This is a genomic window from Campylobacter concisus (genome assembly GCF_002092855.1).
Lineage (GTDB): Bacteria > Campylobacterota > Campylobacteria > Campylobacterales > Campylobacteraceae > Campylobacter_A > Campylobacter_A concisus_AI.
In genome coordinates, this window is sequence record NZ_LVLC01000001.1 from 797,879 (window position 1) to 815,014 (window position 17,136).

Genomic DNA, 17,136 nt, shown 5'->3' on the forward strand with positions numbered 1-17,136 from the left:
CCTTTTTAAAGTAAAATTAGAACTTATTTTTAGCTCACTTCAAGGTAAAATTTAGATGGATAAAAAGAAAAAAATAGCCCTAATTTCAGGCATAAGTTTAGTTTCACTCCTGCTTATTTACACACTTCTTGGCTTTTTTGGTCTGCCTTACGCTATCAAAAATATCGCGCCAAAATACCTAAAAGACTACAACGCAACGCTTTTTGTCGGTGATGCTAAATTTAACCCATTTACCTTCGAGCTAAATGCTACAAATGCCGAGCTAAACACCACTTCGCCGCTTTTTAGCACAAAACAAATAGACGTAAAACTAAAGCCATTTTCTATCTTTAAAAAGCTAGTAGAAGTTGATATTTTTAGACTTGATGAGCCAAATGTCAAAATTTTAAGGGATAAAAATTCAAAATTTAACTTTAGCAATTTTATAAGCGACGATAACGCAACTACTGAAGATAACAGCACTAGCTCTATAAATTTTGTCCTAAATAACGCAAAAATTATCAAAGGCTCATTTTCATATAGCGATCAAAATTTAACAAAGCCATTTAACGTAAATTTTGATGATATAAACTACGAGCTAAGTTCGCTAAATACGAAGAAAAATAGCGCAGGTAGTCACATCTTTGACTCAAACTCAAGCCTAGCGAACAAGATCGATCTAAATGGCGATATTAAGCTAAATCCCCTAAAAATCGAGGGCAATATCAGCATAAAGGACTTTAGTATCGATCCAATCGCAATTAGCTTTATCGATAACGACACACTAAATCTTAAAAATGCGGTCATAAATTTAGGAATAAATTACGCTTTAATTGCCGACGAGAACGCTACAAATATAAATTTAAAGGGTAGCTTTTTAAATGTAAAATCGCTAAGCATAGATGAGGGCAAAAACGAACTAAGCCTTGGTGAGCTAGAGCTTCCAAAATTTGATTTATCGAGTAAAATAGCAGACAAGATAGATGCTAAATTAGAGCTAAAGGCCATAAATTTAAGCGATGTATCATTTAAAAATGCAATAACAGCAAGCTTAAAATCACTAAATTTAAGCAATATTTTGCTTTTAGCAAATTTAAATGAAAAAAGTGAGCTAAGTGCGACAGCTGCACTAAATAGCATAAATGCAAATGCCCTAAAAATAGACGAAACCAGTAAAAATTTAGTAAATCTAAAAGATATAAATGCCTCAAATTTAAATGCAAATTTAGCAAATAGCAAAACCACTCTAACGCTTGAAAAAATAGCGTTTGATGACATCAATGCCCCGCTTAGTAAAAATGCGAATGCAAATGTGATAGGGGCTAAATTCTCAAATATTAGCTTCACTCAAGATACTAATAAAAGCCTTGCAACTCTTGATGAGCTTAGTATAAATGGTATAAATTTAAAGGCAAAAAATAAAGAGATTTTAGATATCGCTAATGTGCTTACAAAAACGATCAAATTTGATATTTTAAATATGGCTGTGAGTGCTGAGAATATCGATGTAAATAGACCAAAATTTAACTCAGAGTTAAATGATAGCGGCTTAAGCGTGATAAGCCAGCTTGGACTTGGTGAGAAAGAGCCGGCAAAAACAGCTAATCATCGCACTAAAACTAAAAAAGAAAATACATCAGCTTCAAAAAGCAAAGAGAGTGAGTTTAAATTTGATATAAAAAATATCAATGTAAATAACGCCAATATCGCTTTGACGCATCTTTTTGAAGGCGAGAAGATCGCTCATAAATTTGATAATTTATTTGTAAAAATAGCAAATTTAAGTAGCGATTTTAGTAAGCCATTTGACGCAAAAGTGGATATGAAAAGCTCACAAAAGCTAATTTTAGACATAACTTCAAAGATCAAACTTGAACCACTTGATATAACTGCTAAAATCAAAATTGAAGATAAAAATTTGCCAAAATATTTTGCTTACGCAAAGCCATTTTTAGAGGCAGATCTTTCAAGTGGAGAGATGAGTGCAAACGCCGAGCTTTACTATGCGAAAGATACAAAAGCGGATGCAAAGTTTAGCGTAAAAGATATTAGAATAGATGCTAAAGATAAAGAAAAGCTAATCGCGTTTAAAAGTTTAGATGTAGATAAAATTTCACTTTTTAAAAATAATCTTGAAATTACTGGAGTTGCTCTAAATTCGCCATTTATCAAGGCTCATCTAAGTAAAGAGCGCGAATTTAACCTAAGCAAAATCGTAAAAGAAGATAAAAACAAAGCCCAAAGTGAGCAAAAAACTGAGAGTAAAAAGGTGGCTAGTAAAAAAGACGACGAGCTAAATTTTAGTATCAAAAATTTCTCACTTAATAATGGCGAGGTTGATTTTTCAGATGCGTCACTATTTATGCCATTTGCTACAAAAATTTCAAATCTAAACGGCAAGCTAACTGACATCGATAAAAAACGTCCAAGTTCGGGTGAGTTTAAAGGCACAGTTGGCAAAAATGGCTTTTCTCAGATTACAGCAAAATTATTTCCTTTTGAGCTAAAGCAAAATACCGATATTAAGCTTGCTTTTAAAGATATCGATCTAATCGACATAACGCCATATAGCGGGCAATTTTTGGGCTATAAAATAAAAAAAGGTAAGTTAAATTTAAATCTAAATTATAGCGTTGTTGATTCAAAACTAAATGGCTCAAATCTTATAAATTTTGACACACTCACACTTGGAGAAAAGGTTGATTCAAAAGATGCTGTAAATTTACCACTTTCGCTTGCTATATCGATATTAAGCGATCAAAATAATCAAATAAATATCGACCTGCCAGTTGAAGGAAATTTAGACGACCCTGACTTTAAATATGGCGGTGTCATTTGGGCTGCTGTTAAAAAACTCTTTGCCGATATCACGTTAGCTCCGTTTAGATTTTTAGGTAATGCTCTAGGACTTGGCAGCAAGGATCTAAGCTCTATTGATTTTCTTGCTGGAAGTAGCGAGCTGATAAGCTCAGAAGCACCAAAAATAGCTGATTTTATAAAATTAACTACTGCAAAGCCTATGATGAAACTTAGCATCACACCTACTTACTCTGAAATAGATGTGCTCTACTTTAAAGAAAAAAAGCTTGATCAAAAGATAAATCAAATAATCGCATCAAGTGGCAAAGATTATATTACCGTGCTAAATTCTCTCGTTCCAAGCGCTAAAGATAAAAGCGATAAAGCCTTAAGAGAAGAGGCAATAAAAGCTATCGAAACGGATAAGGAAAAGCTAGTTGAGCTAGCAAATGAGCGTGCAAATGCAGTAAAAGAAGCGCTCATAAAGGCTGGACTTGAGACTAGCCGCATAAATATAAACGATGCAACAAGCTCAGAGCCTAAGCAAAACACCTACACAAGCGTGCTTATGGGAGTGGCGAACTAAATTTCATTTATCTCGCTGCTTCTTGCGTTATAAACAAACCAGCTAAGAAGTATAAGCATCATGAATGCGCCAAAAACTAGGCTTGCGTAAAAATATAAGCTAAAGCCTTCACCTAGTAAATTTGCATTGTGAAGAGCGATCATAACGCCAGCAAGTGAAATTAAATAGCCAATTAGCTTGATGATAAAAATTTTTGGATTTACAAGGATGAGTAAAAGCCCGCAAAGCATGACACCAAGGGCTATTTGTAAATTTAAAATATCAGTTTGAGCACTTGAGCCAAATATCAAAAAACCAAGCAAAAATATGACTAAAACCATCAAAACAGCATAAACTGCCCTGCTTCGTCCAAAGCTATACATAAAGCAAACAAAGCCTTTGTTATGTTTGTTGTAGTCCATTTTTCGCTCCTATGTAACAAGTTTTTGTATTTTAATGCCAAATTCTTAAATAAAGGCTTTAATCTGAAATTTCACTCATTTTGGCTAATATTTTACATCTTGAAAAAGGAGCAACAATGCCTTATGTTAATATCAAAATAGCAGGTCCAGAGCCGACAAAAGAACAAAAAGATCAAGTTTTTAAAGAGGTGACTGAGACGCTTGCAAGAGTGCTTGGCAAGAAAAAAGAGGCGGTGATGATTTTCATAGAAACTCACGATGCTAGCAACATCGGCGTAGGTGGCGAAAGCGTAGAAGATAAGAGAAAGGTGATAAAATGAGCGAATTTAGCAAAACAGACTTAGAAAGAAAGATAACGCTTGAGGTTGGCGATAAAGCGCCAGAGTTTGAAGCACTAAATCAAGATGGCGTAAAGGTCGCATTAAAGGACTTTATAGGCAAAAATGTAGTGCTTTACTTCTACCCAAAAGACAACACTCCAGGTTGCACGACTGAGGCTTGCGAATTTAGCGCAAACTACGATCAGTTTATCAAAAACGATACCGTCATCATCGGCGTTAGCCCAGATAGCGTGAAGTCACATGTGGGTTTTATCGCAAAGCAAAATTTAAAGCACATTCTATTAAGCGACGAGGATAAAAAAATTTCAAAGCTTTATGGTGTTTGGCAAGTTAAGAAAAACTACGGTAAAGAGTATCTTGGCATCGCAAGAAGCACCTTTGTGATCGGCAAAGACGGCAAGATAGCTAAAATTTATAAAAGCGTAAAAGCCAAAGATCACGCCGCAAAAGTACTAGCTGATCTAGCAAAATAAGGAGCAAAGATGAAGCTTATAAAAATGCTAATTTTAAGTGCGTTTTTTGCGCTAAATTTATCAGCACTGACTGAAGGCGTGGAGTATCAAACTCTAGCAAAGCCGCTTAATGTGCCTAAAAACTCGGTCGTTAAGGTCTTTAGCTATGACTGCCCACACTGCTATAAATTTGACCGGACTATCACAAAAAAGCTGATGTCAAAGCTTGAAGATGTGAAATTTATCCCATATCATCTAAGCACAAAAGGCAAGCTTGGTGAGACTGCGAGTAAAATTTTTGCCGCTCTTATATCGATAGATGAGGCAAATGGCACTGATCTACTAAGCGATGAGTCAAAATTTAAGCAAGCAAAATTTGCGATCTATAAAGCAAGACATGATGAAAAAGATGATTTTGATGATGGCAAAGACAAAGAGAGATTTATAAATTTAGCCCTTAAAGCAGCTCACGTGAGCAAGGACGACTACGAAAAAGCACTAAATAGCGACCGAGCAAAAGAGCTTTTAGACGCATGGTTCGCCTCTTATGATGTTGCAAGTATCAGCGGTGTGCCAGCTTTTGTAGTAAGTGGCAAATATCTGATAAATTTAAGTGCAGCTTCGTCGATCGACGAGATGGCAAAGATCATACAAGAGCTTTTAGATAAGTAGTTTTTAGCAGGCAATATCTGCAAATTTTGGTCTTAGAAATGTAAATTTAAAGCAATTTTAGATAAACTCAGACCAAAATTTCTAAGAAAAAAGAAAGGTTTAACAATGAATGCTTCAGAATTTATCTGGATGGATGGAAAATTAGTTAAATGGGACGATGCAAAAGTACACGTTCTAACTCACTCTTTGCACTACGCTAATGCCGTATTTGAGGGTACAAGAGCTTATAAAACAAAAAAAGGTCTAGCTATTTTTAGACTCCAAGATCACACAAAAAGGCTTTTAAGATCAGCAAAAATGACTGTTTTAAATGTACCTTACACTGAGGAAGAGCTTGAAAAAGCGCAAATAGAGCTTCTTCGCGCAAACAAATATGACGGCAATGTTTATATTCGCCCACTTGTATTTTTAGGATACGGCGTAATGGGTGTAGCTCACACAAAAGCACCAGTGCAAACTGCTATCGCTTCATGGGAATGGGGTGCTTATCTTGGCGATGAAGGCCTAGAAAAAGGTATCAGAGTTAAAATTTCAAGCTTTGCCAAACTCGCACCTGCTGCTCAAATGAACAGAGCAAAAGCTAGCTCAAACTATTTAAGCTCACAAATGGCAAACTACGAGGCAAAAGAGGCTGGATACGACGAGGCACTACTTCTTGATAGCGAGGGCTTTGTGGCTGAAGGTCCAGGCGAGTGCTTCTTTATCGTTGAAAATGGCGTTTTAATCACTCCGCCAAACGACAACAGCCTACTTAGCATCACTCAAGATACAGTCATAAGACTTGCTCATGATCTTGACATCGAAGTAAGAAGAGAGCGCATCACAAGAGATCAGGCTTACACAGCTGATGAGGCGTTTTTCACAGGCACAGCAGCTGAAGTAACACCTATAAATAGCATAGACAACCGCGTGATTGGCAACGGCGCTAGAGGCGAAGTGACAAAGAGACTACAAAAAGCTTATTTTGACGTAGTTTATGGTCTAAATAAAAAATATGAATCATTTTTAACATATATTTAAAAATTTAAAGGAACGAAATGCCCGCTGATTTAAACGATTATTTCAATAAAAAAAAGCCAGGTAATGACAACAGGGGCTCTAGTCAAAATAGCGACAAAGAGCCACCCTTCAAAAAGGACTTTAAAATGCCAAATTTGCCAAATGGTTTTGGTAAATTTGGAGCACTTGCCTATATTTTAATTGCAATTATTGCTATTTTTGCTATCACTCAGCCATTTAAAGTAATTCACTCAGGTGAAGTTGGCATAAAGTCTACAGCAGGTAAATACGAGCCAAATCCTTTGCAACCAGGCTTTCACTTCTTTTTACCTTTTATCCAAGATATCATCATCGTGGATACCAGAGTTAGGATCATAAACTATACTTCTGGCGAGGATATGGGCGAATCAATGCAAAAATCATATCAAGGCGTTGGTGCTGGAATTTTACGCAAAAACTCTATTTCGGTACTCGATGCTAGAAATTTACCAGTTAGCATTGATATTACTGTACAATACCGTTTAAATCCGGAAAATGCTCCTCAAACTATTGCCTCTTGGGGTCTTAGCTGGGAGAGTAAGATTGTCGATCCTGTCGTTCGTGATGTAGTTCGTAGTATCGCTGGTAAATATACAGCAGAAGAGCTTCCAACAAAAAGAAACGACCTAGCAAGACAAATCGATGATGGCATAAGAAAAGACATCGACTCTCAGCCAAATAAGCCAGTTGAGCTTTTAACAGTACAACTTCGTGAGATCATCTTGCCTTCAAAGGTAAAAGAGCAAATAGAACGCGTTCAGATCGCAAAACAAGAAGCTGAAAGAACAAAATACGAAGTAGAAAGAGCAAATCAAGAAGCCTTAAAACAAGCTGCACTTGCTGAAGGTACCGCTAAAGCTGCTATCATTGAAGCAAAAGGCAAGGCTGATGCCATTAAAATCGAGGCTGATGCGACTGCTTATGCAAACAAAGAGGTTGCAAAAAGCGTAGATCAAAATCTACTAAATTTAAAGCAGATCGAGACGCAAAACAAATTTAACGAAGCTCTAAAAGAAAACAAAGATGCTAAAATTTTCTTAACACCTGGCGGAGCTGTGCCAAACATCTGGCTAGATACAAAAGATAAAACCAAAGCTAGCTCGGCAAGCGAAAGGTAAAAAATGAACAGCGTAACAAAAAGCATAGACTGGCAAAAAGTTGGCGGATTGCTTCCAGTAGTGGTTTGCGATTATGCCACAAACGAAGTTTTAATGCTTGCTTACATGAACGAAGAAGCACTAAATTTAAGTCTATCTAGCCGTTACGCTCACTACTTTTCACGCACCAAAAATAGAATTTGGAAAAAAGGCGAAGAGAGCGGAAATACACAGGAGATAAAAGCTGTATTTCTAGACTGTGATAACGATACTTTGCTTTTAAAAGTGATTCAAAACGGAGGTGCAGCTTGTCACACTGGGGCAAGGTCGTGTTTTTTTAATAAGATAAATTTACAAGATAGTAAAATTTCGGATGCAAAAATCGAAGTTAAGAAACCAAATTACGGCATCCTTGACGAGCTTTATCACGTGATAGAAGATAGGAAGCTAAATGCCAACCCTGAGACTTCATATGTGGCAAGTCTTTTTAAAAAAGGCGAAAATCAAATTTTAAAGAAAGTTGGCGAAGAGGCTGGCGAATTTATAATGGCTGCAAAGGATCTTGGCTTTGCTAAAGCATTGGGCTCAAATGAATTAAAAGCAAAAAATGATCTGATCTACGAAGCAGCCGATCTTTGCTTTCATGCACTTGTGGCACTTTCAGCCCACAATATCCATCCAGATGCTGTAAAAAACGAACTTGCAAGGCGTTTTGGTATGAGCGGCATTGAAGAGAAAAGATCGCGAGATGTTAAATAGCATTAAGCACAACTTGCTTTTTGTATTGCAAAATGCAAAGCTCATTGATTTTTTAACCTATGGCTGGATATTTTTAGCATTTATACTAATTGTGCTTTTAGGAATTTTTATCGCGATAAAGTCGTGGTGGCAGATAGGATTTTTATTTATTCTAGCTGGTTTTTTCGGACTTTTTGTAGGTAATTACTACGCAAACAAATATATAAATGAAAATTTAAGGCCAGTTAGCATAAGCAAAATAATAACCAAGCAGCTTCAATATGTTGATGCGTTAATGGTTGATTTTAATATTACAAATAATTCAAATAATGCACTTAGTGTCTGTAAAATCGAGCTTGACTTCTATCTAAGCTCAAGGCAAAATACGAAAGATTTTTTTAACTCGCTTAATCCATTTGCTAGAAAAAGAATCATCTTAAACGAGGAATTTTTGCCAAAGCAAAGCATTGAGATTAAAGAATTTGTCAATGATTTCGCATTTATAGATTACAATATCTCTAAAAAAGTGGAGTGTTTTTGATGAGCTCAGCATATTTTACGATCGTTCATATTATCGTTCTTTTTGCGATTGCTCTACTTTCTATTTTGTTTCTTGTTCTTTCACTTAGAGCTGAGCGAAAGTTATTTTTATCACTATTTTTTACAAACATTTTGGTCTCAACTACACTTGCTGTTTTTTTGATGCTAGTGCTTGATAAATATACAAAAAAAGGTATGCTCGAAAATGTAAAAAGTGAACGAATTTTACGAAATGAAAGTATTGTTTTTAAGGGGCAAGTGAGAAACATTGGTAAATTTACAATTAGCAACTGCACACTGACAGTCAAACTAATCAATCAACCGCTAAATAAAAATGACCTTGGCGGTGAAGCATTTTTTAAGCCAAGTGGGCTTTCATTTTTCTCATGGGTTCTTGGCACAGATAAGGATGAGAGGCCAAATACAGTTGAATATAAATTTGATGTAGCCAAAAATTTACCAAAGCAAAAAAGCACACCATTTACCGTATATATGCCATATCCGCCTTACTTTAAAAATGGCATGAATATCACAAAACTAAATTGCTACTAATCAAGTTAAAGCAAAATTTTACAAATTTCATAGGATAAAACGCTAAGTCTTGGTTTGATTTTAGATTAAATTTTATCTTTTTAGCATCTGCAATAAACACGATTTTTTAAGATAAAGATTTAAAAAGTACAAAGTATATCAAGTAGCCTGCCCAATTTTTGTAGGTCATTTAAAAAGAGCTGCTTTGTCTTTTGTGTAAATTCTTTTGCTTCTTCTAGGATTTTAGTCTCGGCTATATTATAAACAAACTCTTTTTTTAGGATCTTTGAACCTTTTTTATAAAAGAAATTTGCATCTATTAAGCTTGCAAAAAAGCTATCATCTCTTAAATAATAGTTTGTTGCCACATTTATATGCACTGGCTTTTGTAACAAAAAATCACCACAAATACTATTTTGTGAGCTAAATTTAACACTCTCAAGCACATCGGGCCTTATCTCATAAAATTTTATCTCATTAGCTTTTTTTAAAGCTAATATATCTCTTGATTTATTTAAATTTATAGAGTTGTTATTTACTTCAAGTACATTTATAGTACCCTTTGCAAGCGAATAAGCATTTAAAATCTTATCTTCTGCTAAAAAATTTACTATACCAAAAAATGGCACACTAGTATTTTGTTCTGTAAAATTTTGAGCAGTTTTTATTTGTAGCTGCTGTTTTGTGCCATTTATCTCATAGTAGCTTACGTAAATAGAAATTTCATCTTTTTTGCTTGGACTCTTTTGTGAGCAACCACTAAAAAATATTGCAACAAGCAAAAAAATGGCTAAATTTTTCACTTTATGAAATAGTCACCATCAAAGCTTACAAGCGAATATTTTCGCTCATTACCGATACTTTCTTTAAGTTCGTCTATACTTAAAAATTCTAAGCTATCTGCACCGATATATTCTCTTACTTCCTCTGCATTTTTTTTAGAGCTTATTAACTCTTCAAAGCTTGGCGTATCAATGCCATATCGCTCAGGGTATTTAAGCTCAGGGCAAGCGACTCTAAAATGAATCTCTTTAGCGCCCGCATGTCTTAAAAGATCAACCACTTTTTTTGAAGTAGTACCGCGAACGATACTATCATCGATAACAACGATACTTTTACCTTTTAGAACCGATGACATCGGATTAAGTTTTAGCTTGACTTTTAAATTCCTCATCTCTTGGCTTGGCTCGATAAAGGTTCTACCCACATAGTGGTTTCTAGTGATAGCTAGCTCAAATGGGATTTTGCTCTCATTTGCGTACCCAAGCGCTGCTGGTACTCCGCTATCTGGTACAGGTACGACGAAATCTGCTTTAATTTTGCTCTTTTTAGCTAGTACTTCACCCATTTTTTTTCTAACTTCATAGACGCTTTTACCTTCTATCACGCTATCTGGGCGAGCAAAATATATATACTCGAAGGCGCAAACTCTAGGCTCTGGCTCAAAAATTTGTAGGCTTTGAAACTCACTTTTTCCATGTTCAAAAACTATCATCTCGCCAGGCCTGATATCTCTTATAAAACTAGCCCCCACAAGATCAAAAGCACAAGTCTCGCTAGCTACGATATATCCACCATCTTTTAGCCTGCCAAGACTTAGTGGTCTAACACCCCAGCGATCTCTTATGGCAAAGGTTTTATGGCGTGACTGGATAAGCAGACAATAAGCACCTTTTATCTTATCAAGTGCCGCGATAATACGGTCCTGCAAGTGTTTACTATGATTTCTTGCAATTAGATGGATGATATTTTCAGTATCCATATTTGTCTGAAATATCGCACCATCCTTAATAAGCTCATCTCTAACCTCATCTTTATTTACCAAATTTCCATTATGGACGATTGAAATTTGTCCCAAAGAGTAATTAGCGGCTATTGGCTGGGCGTCACGACCTGAGTTTTTACCAGCAGTTGCATAGCGGTTGTGACCAATAGCCATATCACCTTTTAGTGATCTTAAAATTTCTTCATTAAAGACCTCTGTAACTAGGCCATTACCCTTGTGAGTAGAAATTTCTCCGTCATCACAAACACTAATGCCACTCGCCTCTTGGCCGCGATGCTGCATAGAAAATAACGCATAATAGGCAGTCTTTGCTGCATCTTTAGAATTTATAATACCAACTATTGCACACATTTTTTTCCTTTAGTTTTCATCATCTTTGTAAATTTCAAGAACATTTTTGTAGTTAAACTTGATCTCATCGCCAGCATTTAAACAGCCTTTTGAAATAGTTCATTGTCTAAAATGCCGGTAAATTCGCCTTTATTTGTCTCACTAACGACTACCCACATGCGCTCAACCTGATCAAATTCATCATCTTCAAATCTAAATATAAGCTTTACTATATCGCCAGTTCTTAAATTTTGACGCTTTTCACGCTCTGGCAAGTAGAATTTATCACCAAATTCTAGCTTATAGCTTTCTATATCATCAAGCTCAAATTTAATCATCAAGCCCTAAACTATCGTCTATCGAGTAAAGGCCACTATTTTGATCTTTTAGCCAAATGGCAGCCCTGATCGCACCTTTTGAAAAGGTTGCCCTACTCGTTGCGGTGTGATTTAGCTCAATAAATTCGCCGTCATTATAAAAGCCAACCGTATGGCGACCGACTACATCGCCACCACGAAGCGCCATGACTGCGATCTCGTCCTTGCTTCTTTCGCCCACCATGCCAGCTCTACCAGTGACTAAAACATCTTTTAAATTTAGATCCCTAGCCTCAGCCACGCAACCAGCTAAGGTCATTGCTGTGCCGCTTGGAGCGTCCTTTTTGTGCCTATGGTGTTGCTCTACTATCTCTATGTCAAATTCTCTTAATGTTTTTGAAGCGATCCTTGCAAGGCGGTTTAGTACAGCTACGCCCAAACTCATATTTGTTGCGTAAAGAATAGGCATAGCTCCCGATGCTAGGTGAAGTAAGTTTTTATCTTCGTTATCTAACCCGGTCGTACCGATAACTAGTGGTTTTGGATTGGTTCTAGCGTAGTTTAGCAATGCCATTGTCGCCTCTTTTTGACTAAAGTCGATTATCACATCGCATGCTTCAAAAAATTTAGCAAAGTCATTTGTCAAAAGATCGCTACTTAAATTTTCAACTTGATTTTTTTGGCTAAAAGCGATGCTTAAAGTGGCATCTTTTTCATCTTTTAAACAAAAAATGATACTTTGAGCCATCTTTCCACTAGCACCATAAAGGCCTATTTTTACCAAAATTTATCCTTTGATTTTTGATTGAAATTTAACATAAAATTTATTATAGATAGATTACAAATAGTCTTTAAAAATACGTATAAAATCAAAAAAATTTAATAGAAAAAAAGAAGAAAAATTTAGCCAAAAATTTGGCTAAATTTAAGTATTAATGTAAGCTTTCTATGTAACTCATAGCACTAAGTGCAGCCACTGCGCCATCACCTGCAGCTACTATAACTTGCTTTGGAGCGTCCTCTCTAATGTCGCCTGCTACAAAGAGTCCATTCAGGCTGGTTTGCATCTTAAGGTTTGTCTTAACCTGTCCGCCATCTACCATATCGCAGATAAATTTGCCATTTTCATCTTTTAAAATTTCGTTATTTACATTTAGTCCGACAAAGGTAAAAATTCCTGGCACATCAAGCACACGCTCACCATTTTTGGTATCAAGCACGATCTTTGTTAGGCCCATTTTATCGCCAAGCGCCTCTTTTATCGTCGCACTTGTTATGAACTCGATCTTCTCATTTTTTCTAGCTTTTTCAACGGTCGTAGGTGCTGCTCTAAACTCGTCACGCCTATGAATTAGATAGACTTTTGAGCAGATATTCGCTAGGTAAAGTGCCTCTTCAACAGCCGTATCACCACCGCCAAGAACAGCTACTTCTTTGTTTTTGTAAAAGAAGCCATCGCATGTTGCGCATGTGCTTACGCCTTTGCCAAAGAACTCATCTTCACCCTTAAAGCCAGCACGTCTTGGTGTTGAGCCAGTCGCTACGATGACAGCCTTTGCCTGCTCGCTCTTGCCACCTTCAAGTAAAATTTCAAAGCTACCATCGCTATTTTTTCTAACACCAACGACGTTTGCCCACTTATGAACTAGTCCAAATGCGCTGCACTGCTTCCACCAAGTGCTCATAAAGTCAAAGCCACTCTCGCCAGGTGCTTTTTGACCTGGGTAGTTTTCTATCTCTGAGCTAGAGGTGATCTGACCGCCAGGCTCGCCTTTTTCAAACATTACAACATTTTTTAGTCCGCCTCTAGTGGCGTAAAGTCCGGCGCTTAGTCCTGCTGGACCGCCTCCGATGATTGCTAAATCAAGCATAAATTTCCTTTATTCTAAAACATTTATGGGCGAATTTTGTTTATAAATTTCACCCCTTTGATGAACTATCTCAACACTACTTGGAAGTTTTGTAATGCTCAAATTTCGCATCAGCTCCAAGACCGTATTAATATCTGAGCTTATATATTTTAGTGTTGAGTTTGACTCATATCTTTTTTGAAAGATATCGATTGCCACAACTGTTTCATTTTTGATTGGTAAAATTTCGTCTAATTTTGATTGATTTGAGCTGAAGATTAAAAGCGTGTATTTTGGCTCTTTTGGAGTGAAAATTTCGCTTTTTTCGTAAAAAACTAGCTTCGCAAAATCAACAAATTTATATTGTGAAAAACGATAGTTGCTATACGCAAATGCAGCTGCTATCATAGCTGCACCAAAAAATGAACCAAATATATATGTAAGAGGAAGTAGGCTTCCTCTTCTTTTTTCGCTCATTAAAGAAGCGAATTTAGTTTGTCAGTTAAGGCTTGTTTTGACTGCGCACCGACCATTTGCTCAACTAGCTCGCCATTTTTGAAAAATAGCAATGTTGGGATCGATCTGATGCCAAACTCAACTGCAAGATCTTGTACTTCATCAGTATTTACCTTGCAAATTTTTGCTTTACTATCAAAGTCTTCAGCAAGCTCTTCGATCACTGGAGCTAGCATACGGCAAGGTCCGCACCATGGAGCCCAAAAGTCTACTAAAGCAACGCCTTCTTTTGTAACATCAAAATTTTCTTTTGTAAGTTCGATGTATTTTCCCATTTTTTTCTCCTTATTTTTAAAATGTAGCAATTATACAAATTAAATTTAAATTTTATCTAAATAATAAATTTTATTATAAACTAATATTTTCTATCAACTCTAAATTTTCATTTTTTATAACTAGTAAATCGACTTGAAAATCTCTATTTGGCTCATTTTTCATCATATAAAAATTTATAGTTTTTAAAATTTTTATATATTTTGCCTTATTTAGTCTATACTCTGCTTCATATTCTCCGCTAGTTGCTTTTACCTCTATGAAGTGTAAAATTTTATCACTACTTAGTGCGATAATGTCAATCTCGCCAAATTTAGAGTGAAAATTTCTCTCTAAAATGACAAAACCAAGCTTTTGTAAAAATTCACACGCCCTATCTTCGGAGCTTTTGCCAAAGAGATACTCTTTTAGCCCCAAGCTACTCCTCGATCCTCATCATAAATGGCTCTTCTTTTATATACTCTTGCTCTTTTAAAATTTCAATTGTCCTTCTTACATCAGCCTCAAGACTCGTATGTGTCGTAAAAAACAATACCGCAAATTCGCTCTCATCTTTTGGTTTTTGAAGTATGCTATCGATCGATAAGTTATTTTCACTCATTAAATTTGTAATCTTTGCTAGCACGCCCATTTTGTCTTCAACTTTTAACCTAAAGTAGTACTTCGTCTTTATCCTATCGCGATCAAGTAGTTCAAGCGTATTTAATTCAAACGGTGCTTTATATCCAAGCATCGGCGATTTGCTATCTCTTGCGATGTCGATAAGATCGCTGATAACTGCACTTGCCGTTGCATCGCCACCAGCTCCAGGTCCATAGTACATCGTCTCGCCAACGACCTCGCCAACGACACTGATCGCATTTGTCACACCGCTTGCCTTTGCTATCATTTTATTTTGCGGCACAAGTGCTGGATGCACACGTAGTTCGATTTTACCCTCGCTTTTTTTGGCAATTGCTAGAAGTTTTATTGAGTATTCGAAATCTTTTGCGAAAAATATATCTTCAGGCGTAATACCTTGTATTCCTTCGATCAAAATATCCTCTGGATCGCCGTGCACACCGTATGCGATGCTTGCCAGTATAAGAAGCTTATGAGCCGTATCAAAGCCACCCACATCAAAAGTAGGATCAGCCTCAGCGTATCCGAGCTCTTGCGCCTTTTTAAGTGCGTCTTTAAAATTTGAGCCCTCGTCCATCATCGAGGTTAGGATAAAGTTACTAGTTCCGTTTAGTATGCCATTTATACTAACGATGTGGTTTGCGCTTAAGCCTTCTCTTAAGGCTCTAATGATCGGTACGCCACCAGCCACGCTTGCTTCAAAGCCAAATGGTATATTTTTGGCTAAATTTTGCAAAGCATATCTGTGATAGGCCAGAAGTGCTTTGTTTGCGGTCACGACTGCTTTTTTTCGCTTTAAAATTTCACTCACAACCCTAAAAGGCTCTTCCACACCACCCATAAGTTCGACAAAAACATCGATATCATCGCGGTTTATGACGCTATTTATGTCGTCAGTCAAAGGGATACCAGCATCTCTTTTTTTATTTAAATTTCTGACCACTCCAACGACTGGTACGATCTCCTCGCCACTTCTTGCTGCGATTAGCTTTTTATTTTTTAGTAAAATTTTAGCAACTGACTCGCCAACTGTTCCAACGCCCAATATCGCTACATTCATTCAAATTCTTTCAAATATTTTTTTATATTTCTTGCTGCTTGTCTTATTCTATTTTCGTTTTCGATAAGAGCTAGACGCACATAGTCGTTTCCGCCCTCGCCAAAACCGATACCAGGGCTAACTGCGACTGATGCCTTTGTAAGAAGCTGCTTTGAAAACTCAAGGCTGCCCAGATGGCTAACCTTTGGCGGAAGTTTCGCCCAGATAAACATACTTGAGCTTGGTTTTTTAAGCTCCCAACCAGCCTGAGCAAAGGCCTCTATCATCACATCTCTTCTTTTTTCATAAATTTGGCGTATCTCTTCAACACAGCTTTGATCGCCGTCAAGTGCGACTGTGGCAGCCACCTGTATCGGCGTAAACATGCCGTAATCAACCCATGATTTTATCTTTTTAAGTGCGGCGCAAAGTCTTTTATTTCCGCACATAAAGCCAACTCTCCAGCCAGCCATATTGTAGCTTTTTGAAAGTGTGTAGCACTCGACTGCAACGTCTTTTGCACCATCAACCTCAAAGATACTTGGCGTTTTGTAGCCATCAAATGTAAGATCCGCGTAGGCGATGTCAGATATGACGTAAAATCTCTCTTGTTTTGCGATACTTACAAGGCGCTCGTAAAAGCTCTTTTGCACTGTTACAGTCGTTGGATTGTGAGGGAAATTTACGACTACATATTTTGGCTTTGGTGAGCTTGCGTGTATAGTTTGGATCAAATTTTCAAAAAATTTATTCTCATCTAGCTCAAATTTATCATTGTAGTGAAGTGGCATCTTTGCGACACTTCCACCAGCAAATAAAAACGCTTGCGTGTGTATCGGATAAGCAGGGTCAGGCACGATAGCAACATCGCCTGGGTTTATTACAGCTTGGGCAAGATGCACAAAGCCCTCTTTACTACCCATTGTGGCGACTGCTTCGGTATCTGGGTCTAAATTTACGCCGTATTTTCTCTTATACCAGTTGCAAATGGCAAGGCGGAGCTTGTAAATTCCAGCGCTGGCTGAGTAGCCGTGAGTCTTGTCCTTTTGCGCGCTTTCGCATAGTTTATCGACGATGTGCTGTGGCGTTCTACCCTCAGGATTGCCCATAGAAAAGTCGATGATGTCCTCGCCAGCTCTTCGTGCAGCCATTTTTATTGCATTTACTTCGGCAAAAACGTAGTTTGGCAAACGCTCAATTGTATTAAATCTTATCTCATCAAACACTGCT

20 protein-coding genes are annotated in these 17,136 nt (G+C 37.0%); 9 read left to right on the top strand and 11 right to left on the bottom strand.

The window, feature by feature from the left end; translation table 11 throughout:
- Positions 1–55 precede the first annotated feature (55 nt).
- A complete protein-coding gene (locus tag A3223_RS04050; protein ID WP_084109165.1) occupies positions 56–3,364 on the top strand; it encodes a DUF748 domain-containing protein in 3,309 nt (1,102 codons plus the stop codon).
- Here the strand turns inward: A3223_RS04050 and A3223_RS04055 are convergent.
- The gene (locus A3223_RS04055; RefSeq protein ID WP_084109167.1) at positions 3,361–3,765 is read right to left on the bottom strand and encodes a hypothetical protein; all 405 of its coding nucleotides are present in this window, start codon (positions 3,763–3,765) and stop codon (positions 3,361–3,363) included. The genes A3223_RS04050 and A3223_RS04055 overlap by 4 nt on opposite strands.
- 116 nt (positions 3,766–3,881) lie before the next feature.
- Between A3223_RS04055 and A3223_RS04060 the strand changes: the two genes are divergently transcribed.
- From A3223_RS04060 to A3223_RS04095, 8 genes are all read left to right on the top strand, one after another.
- A complete protein-coding gene (locus A3223_RS04060) occupies positions 3,882–4,085 on the top strand; it encodes a tautomerase family protein (RefSeq protein WP_084109169.1) in 204 nt (67 codons plus the stop codon).
- Entirely contained in the window at positions 4,082–4,579 is a 498-nt protein-coding gene (gene bcp, locus A3223_RS04065; protein WP_084109171.1) for a thioredoxin-dependent thiol peroxidase, read from the top strand. The genes A3223_RS04060 and bcp overlap by 4 nt, the downstream gene beginning before the upstream one ends.
- A 9-nt stretch (positions 4,580–4,588) precedes the next feature.
- Positions 4,589–5,230 (top strand): thiol:disulfide interchange protein DsbA/DsbL, encoded by a 642-nt coding sequence (locus A3223_RS04070; protein ID WP_084109173.1) that lies wholly within the window; start codon positions 4,589–4,591, stop codon positions 5,228–5,230.
- A 105-nt stretch (positions 5,231–5,335) separates the two neighbouring features.
- The gene (locus A3223_RS04075) at positions 5,336–6,250 is read left to right on the top strand and encodes a branched-chain amino acid transaminase (RefSeq protein ID WP_084109176.1); all 915 of its coding nucleotides are present in this window, start codon (positions 5,336–5,338) and stop codon (positions 6,248–6,250) included.
- 17 nt (positions 6,251–6,267) lie between these two features.
- Positions 6,268–7,386, top strand: coding sequence for a prohibitin family protein (locus tag A3223_RS04080; RefSeq protein ID WP_084109178.1), 1,119 nt, complete (start codon positions 6,268–6,270; stop codon positions 7,384–7,386).
- A 3-nt stretch (positions 7,387–7,389) separates the two neighbouring features.
- Positions 7,390–8,124, top strand: a complete 735-nt coding sequence (gene hisIE, locus A3223_RS04085; RefSeq protein ID WP_084109180.1) for a bifunctional phosphoribosyl-AMP cyclohydrolase/phosphoribosyl-ATP diphosphatase HisIE — start codon at positions 7,390–7,392, stop codon at positions 8,122–8,124.
- Positions 8,114–8,644, top strand: coding sequence for a DUF2393 family protein (locus tag A3223_RS04090; protein WP_084109182.1), 531 nt, complete (start codon positions 8,114–8,116; stop codon positions 8,642–8,644). Before hisIE ends, A3223_RS04090 begins: the two co-directional genes overlap by 11 nt.
- A complete protein-coding gene (locus tag A3223_RS04095) occupies positions 8,644–9,195 on the top strand; it encodes a DUF2393 family protein (protein ID WP_021090969.1) in 552 nt (183 codons plus the stop codon). The genes A3223_RS04090 and A3223_RS04095 overlap by 1 nt, the downstream gene beginning before the upstream one ends.
- A 119-nt stretch (positions 9,196–9,314) precedes the next feature.
- Here the strand turns inward: A3223_RS04095 and A3223_RS04100 are convergent, their stop codons facing one another.
- From A3223_RS04100 to A3223_RS04145, 10 genes are all read right to left on the bottom strand, one after another.
- Positions 9,315–9,977 (bottom strand): hypothetical protein, encoded by a 663-nt coding sequence (locus A3223_RS04100; RefSeq protein WP_084109184.1) that lies wholly within the window; start codon positions 9,975–9,977, stop codon positions 9,315–9,317.
- On the bottom strand, positions 9,974–11,311 hold the full coding sequence (purF, locus tag A3223_RS04105; protein WP_084109186.1) for an amidophosphoribosyltransferase: 1,338 nt from the start codon (positions 11,309–11,311) through the stop codon (positions 9,974–9,976). The genes A3223_RS04100 and purF overlap by 4 nt, the downstream gene beginning before the upstream one ends.
- A gap of 77 nt (positions 11,312–11,388) precedes the next feature.
- On the bottom strand, positions 11,389–11,628 hold the full coding sequence (locus A3223_RS04110) for a hypothetical protein (RefSeq protein ID WP_084109188.1): 240 nt from the start codon (positions 11,626–11,628) through the stop codon (positions 11,389–11,391).
- Positions 11,621–12,391, bottom strand: coding sequence for a 4-hydroxy-tetrahydrodipicolinate reductase (gene dapB / locus A3223_RS04115; protein WP_084109190.1), 771 nt, complete (start codon positions 12,389–12,391; stop codon positions 11,621–11,623). The genes A3223_RS04110 and dapB overlap by 8 nt, the downstream gene beginning before the upstream one ends.
- A gap of 148 nt (positions 12,392–12,539) precedes the next feature.
- Positions 12,540–13,478 (bottom strand): NAD(P)/FAD-dependent oxidoreductase, encoded by a 939-nt coding sequence (locus tag A3223_RS04120; protein WP_084109192.1) that lies wholly within the window; start codon positions 13,476–13,478, stop codon positions 12,540–12,542.
- Positions 13,479–13,487: 9 nt separating this feature from the next.
- On the bottom strand, positions 13,488–13,934 hold the full coding sequence (locus A3223_RS04125) for a hypothetical protein (protein WP_054196066.1): 447 nt from the start codon (positions 13,932–13,934) through the stop codon (positions 13,488–13,490).
- Positions 13,934–14,248, bottom strand: coding sequence for a thioredoxin (trxA, locus tag A3223_RS04130; protein ID WP_084109194.1), 315 nt, complete (start codon positions 14,246–14,248; stop codon positions 13,934–13,936). The genes A3223_RS04125 and trxA overlap by 1 nt, the downstream gene beginning before the upstream one ends.
- 73 nt (positions 14,249–14,321) lie before the next feature.
- Positions 14,322–14,663, bottom strand: a complete 342-nt coding sequence (locus A3223_RS04135; protein ID WP_084109196.1) for a YraN family protein — start codon at positions 14,661–14,663, stop codon at positions 14,322–14,324.
- Between the two features lies 1 nt (position 14,664).
- Positions 14,665–15,927, bottom strand: coding sequence for a homoserine dehydrogenase (locus A3223_RS04140; protein WP_084109198.1), 1,263 nt, complete (start codon positions 15,925–15,927; stop codon positions 14,665–14,667).
- Entirely contained in the window at positions 15,924–17,132 is a 1,209-nt protein-coding gene (locus tag A3223_RS04145) for an LL-diaminopimelate aminotransferase (RefSeq protein ID WP_084109200.1), read from the bottom strand. The genes A3223_RS04140 and A3223_RS04145 overlap by 4 nt, the downstream gene beginning before the upstream one ends.
- Positions 17,133–17,136 lie beyond the last annotated feature (4 nt).

What these genes read in the sequence shown, in the direction of transcription:
- trxA (WP_084109194.1), bottom strand. Translation starts at nt 14,248, where the DNA reads ATGGGAAAATACATCGAACTTACAAAAGAAAATTTTGATGTTACAAAA.
- A3223_RS04075 (WP_084109176.1), top strand. Translation starts at nt 5,336, where the DNA reads ATGAATGCTTCAGAATTTATCTGGATGGATGGAAAATTAGTTAAATGG.
- purF (WP_084109186.1), bottom strand. Translation starts at nt 11,311, where the DNA reads ATGTGTGCAATAGTTGGTATTATAAATTCTAAAGATGCAGCAAAGACT.
- A3223_RS04110 (WP_084109188.1), bottom strand. Translation starts at nt 11,628, where the DNA reads ATGATTAAATTTGAGCTTGATGATATAGAAAGCTATAAGCTAGAATTT.
- A3223_RS04050 (WP_084109165.1), top strand. Translation starts at nt 56, where the DNA reads ATGGATAAAAAGAAAAAAATAGCCCTAATTTCAGGCATAAGTTTAGTT.
- hisIE (WP_084109180.1), top strand. Translation starts at nt 7,390, where the DNA reads ATGAACAGCGTAACAAAAAGCATAGACTGGCAAAAAGTTGGCGGATTG.
- bcp (WP_084109171.1), top strand. Translation starts at nt 4,082, where the DNA reads ATGAGCGAATTTAGCAAAACAGACTTAGAAAGAAAGATAACGCTTGAG.
- A3223_RS04095 (WP_021090969.1), top strand. Translation starts at nt 8,644, where the DNA reads ATGAGCTCAGCATATTTTACGATCGTTCATATTATCGTTCTTTTTGCG.
- A3223_RS04060 (WP_084109169.1), top strand. Translation starts at nt 3,882, where the DNA reads ATGCCTTATGTTAATATCAAAATAGCAGGTCCAGAGCCGACAAAAGAA.
- A3223_RS04070 (WP_084109173.1), top strand. Translation starts at nt 4,589, where the DNA reads ATGAAGCTTATAAAAATGCTAATTTTAAGTGCGTTTTTTGCGCTAAAT.
- A3223_RS04090 (WP_084109182.1), top strand. Translation starts at nt 8,114, where the DNA reads ATGTTAAATAGCATTAAGCACAACTTGCTTTTTGTATTGCAAAATGCA.
- A3223_RS04140 (WP_084109198.1), bottom strand. Translation starts at nt 15,927, where the DNA reads ATGAATGTAGCGATATTGGGCGTTGGAACAGTTGGCGAGTCAGTTGCT.
- A3223_RS04055 (WP_084109167.1), bottom strand. Translation starts at nt 3,765, where the DNA reads ATGGACTACAACAAACATAACAAAGGCTTTGTTTGCTTTATGTATAGC.
- A3223_RS04120 (WP_084109192.1), bottom strand. Translation starts at nt 13,478, where the DNA reads ATGCTTGATTTAGCAATCATCGGAGGCGGTCCAGCAGGACTAAGCGCC.
- A3223_RS04080 (WP_084109178.1), top strand. Translation starts at nt 6,268, where the DNA reads ATGCCCGCTGATTTAAACGATTATTTCAATAAAAAAAAGCCAGGTAAT.
- A3223_RS04125 (WP_054196066.1), bottom strand. Translation starts at nt 13,934, where the DNA reads ATGAGCGAAAAAAGAAGAGGAAGCCTACTTCCTCTTACATATATATTT.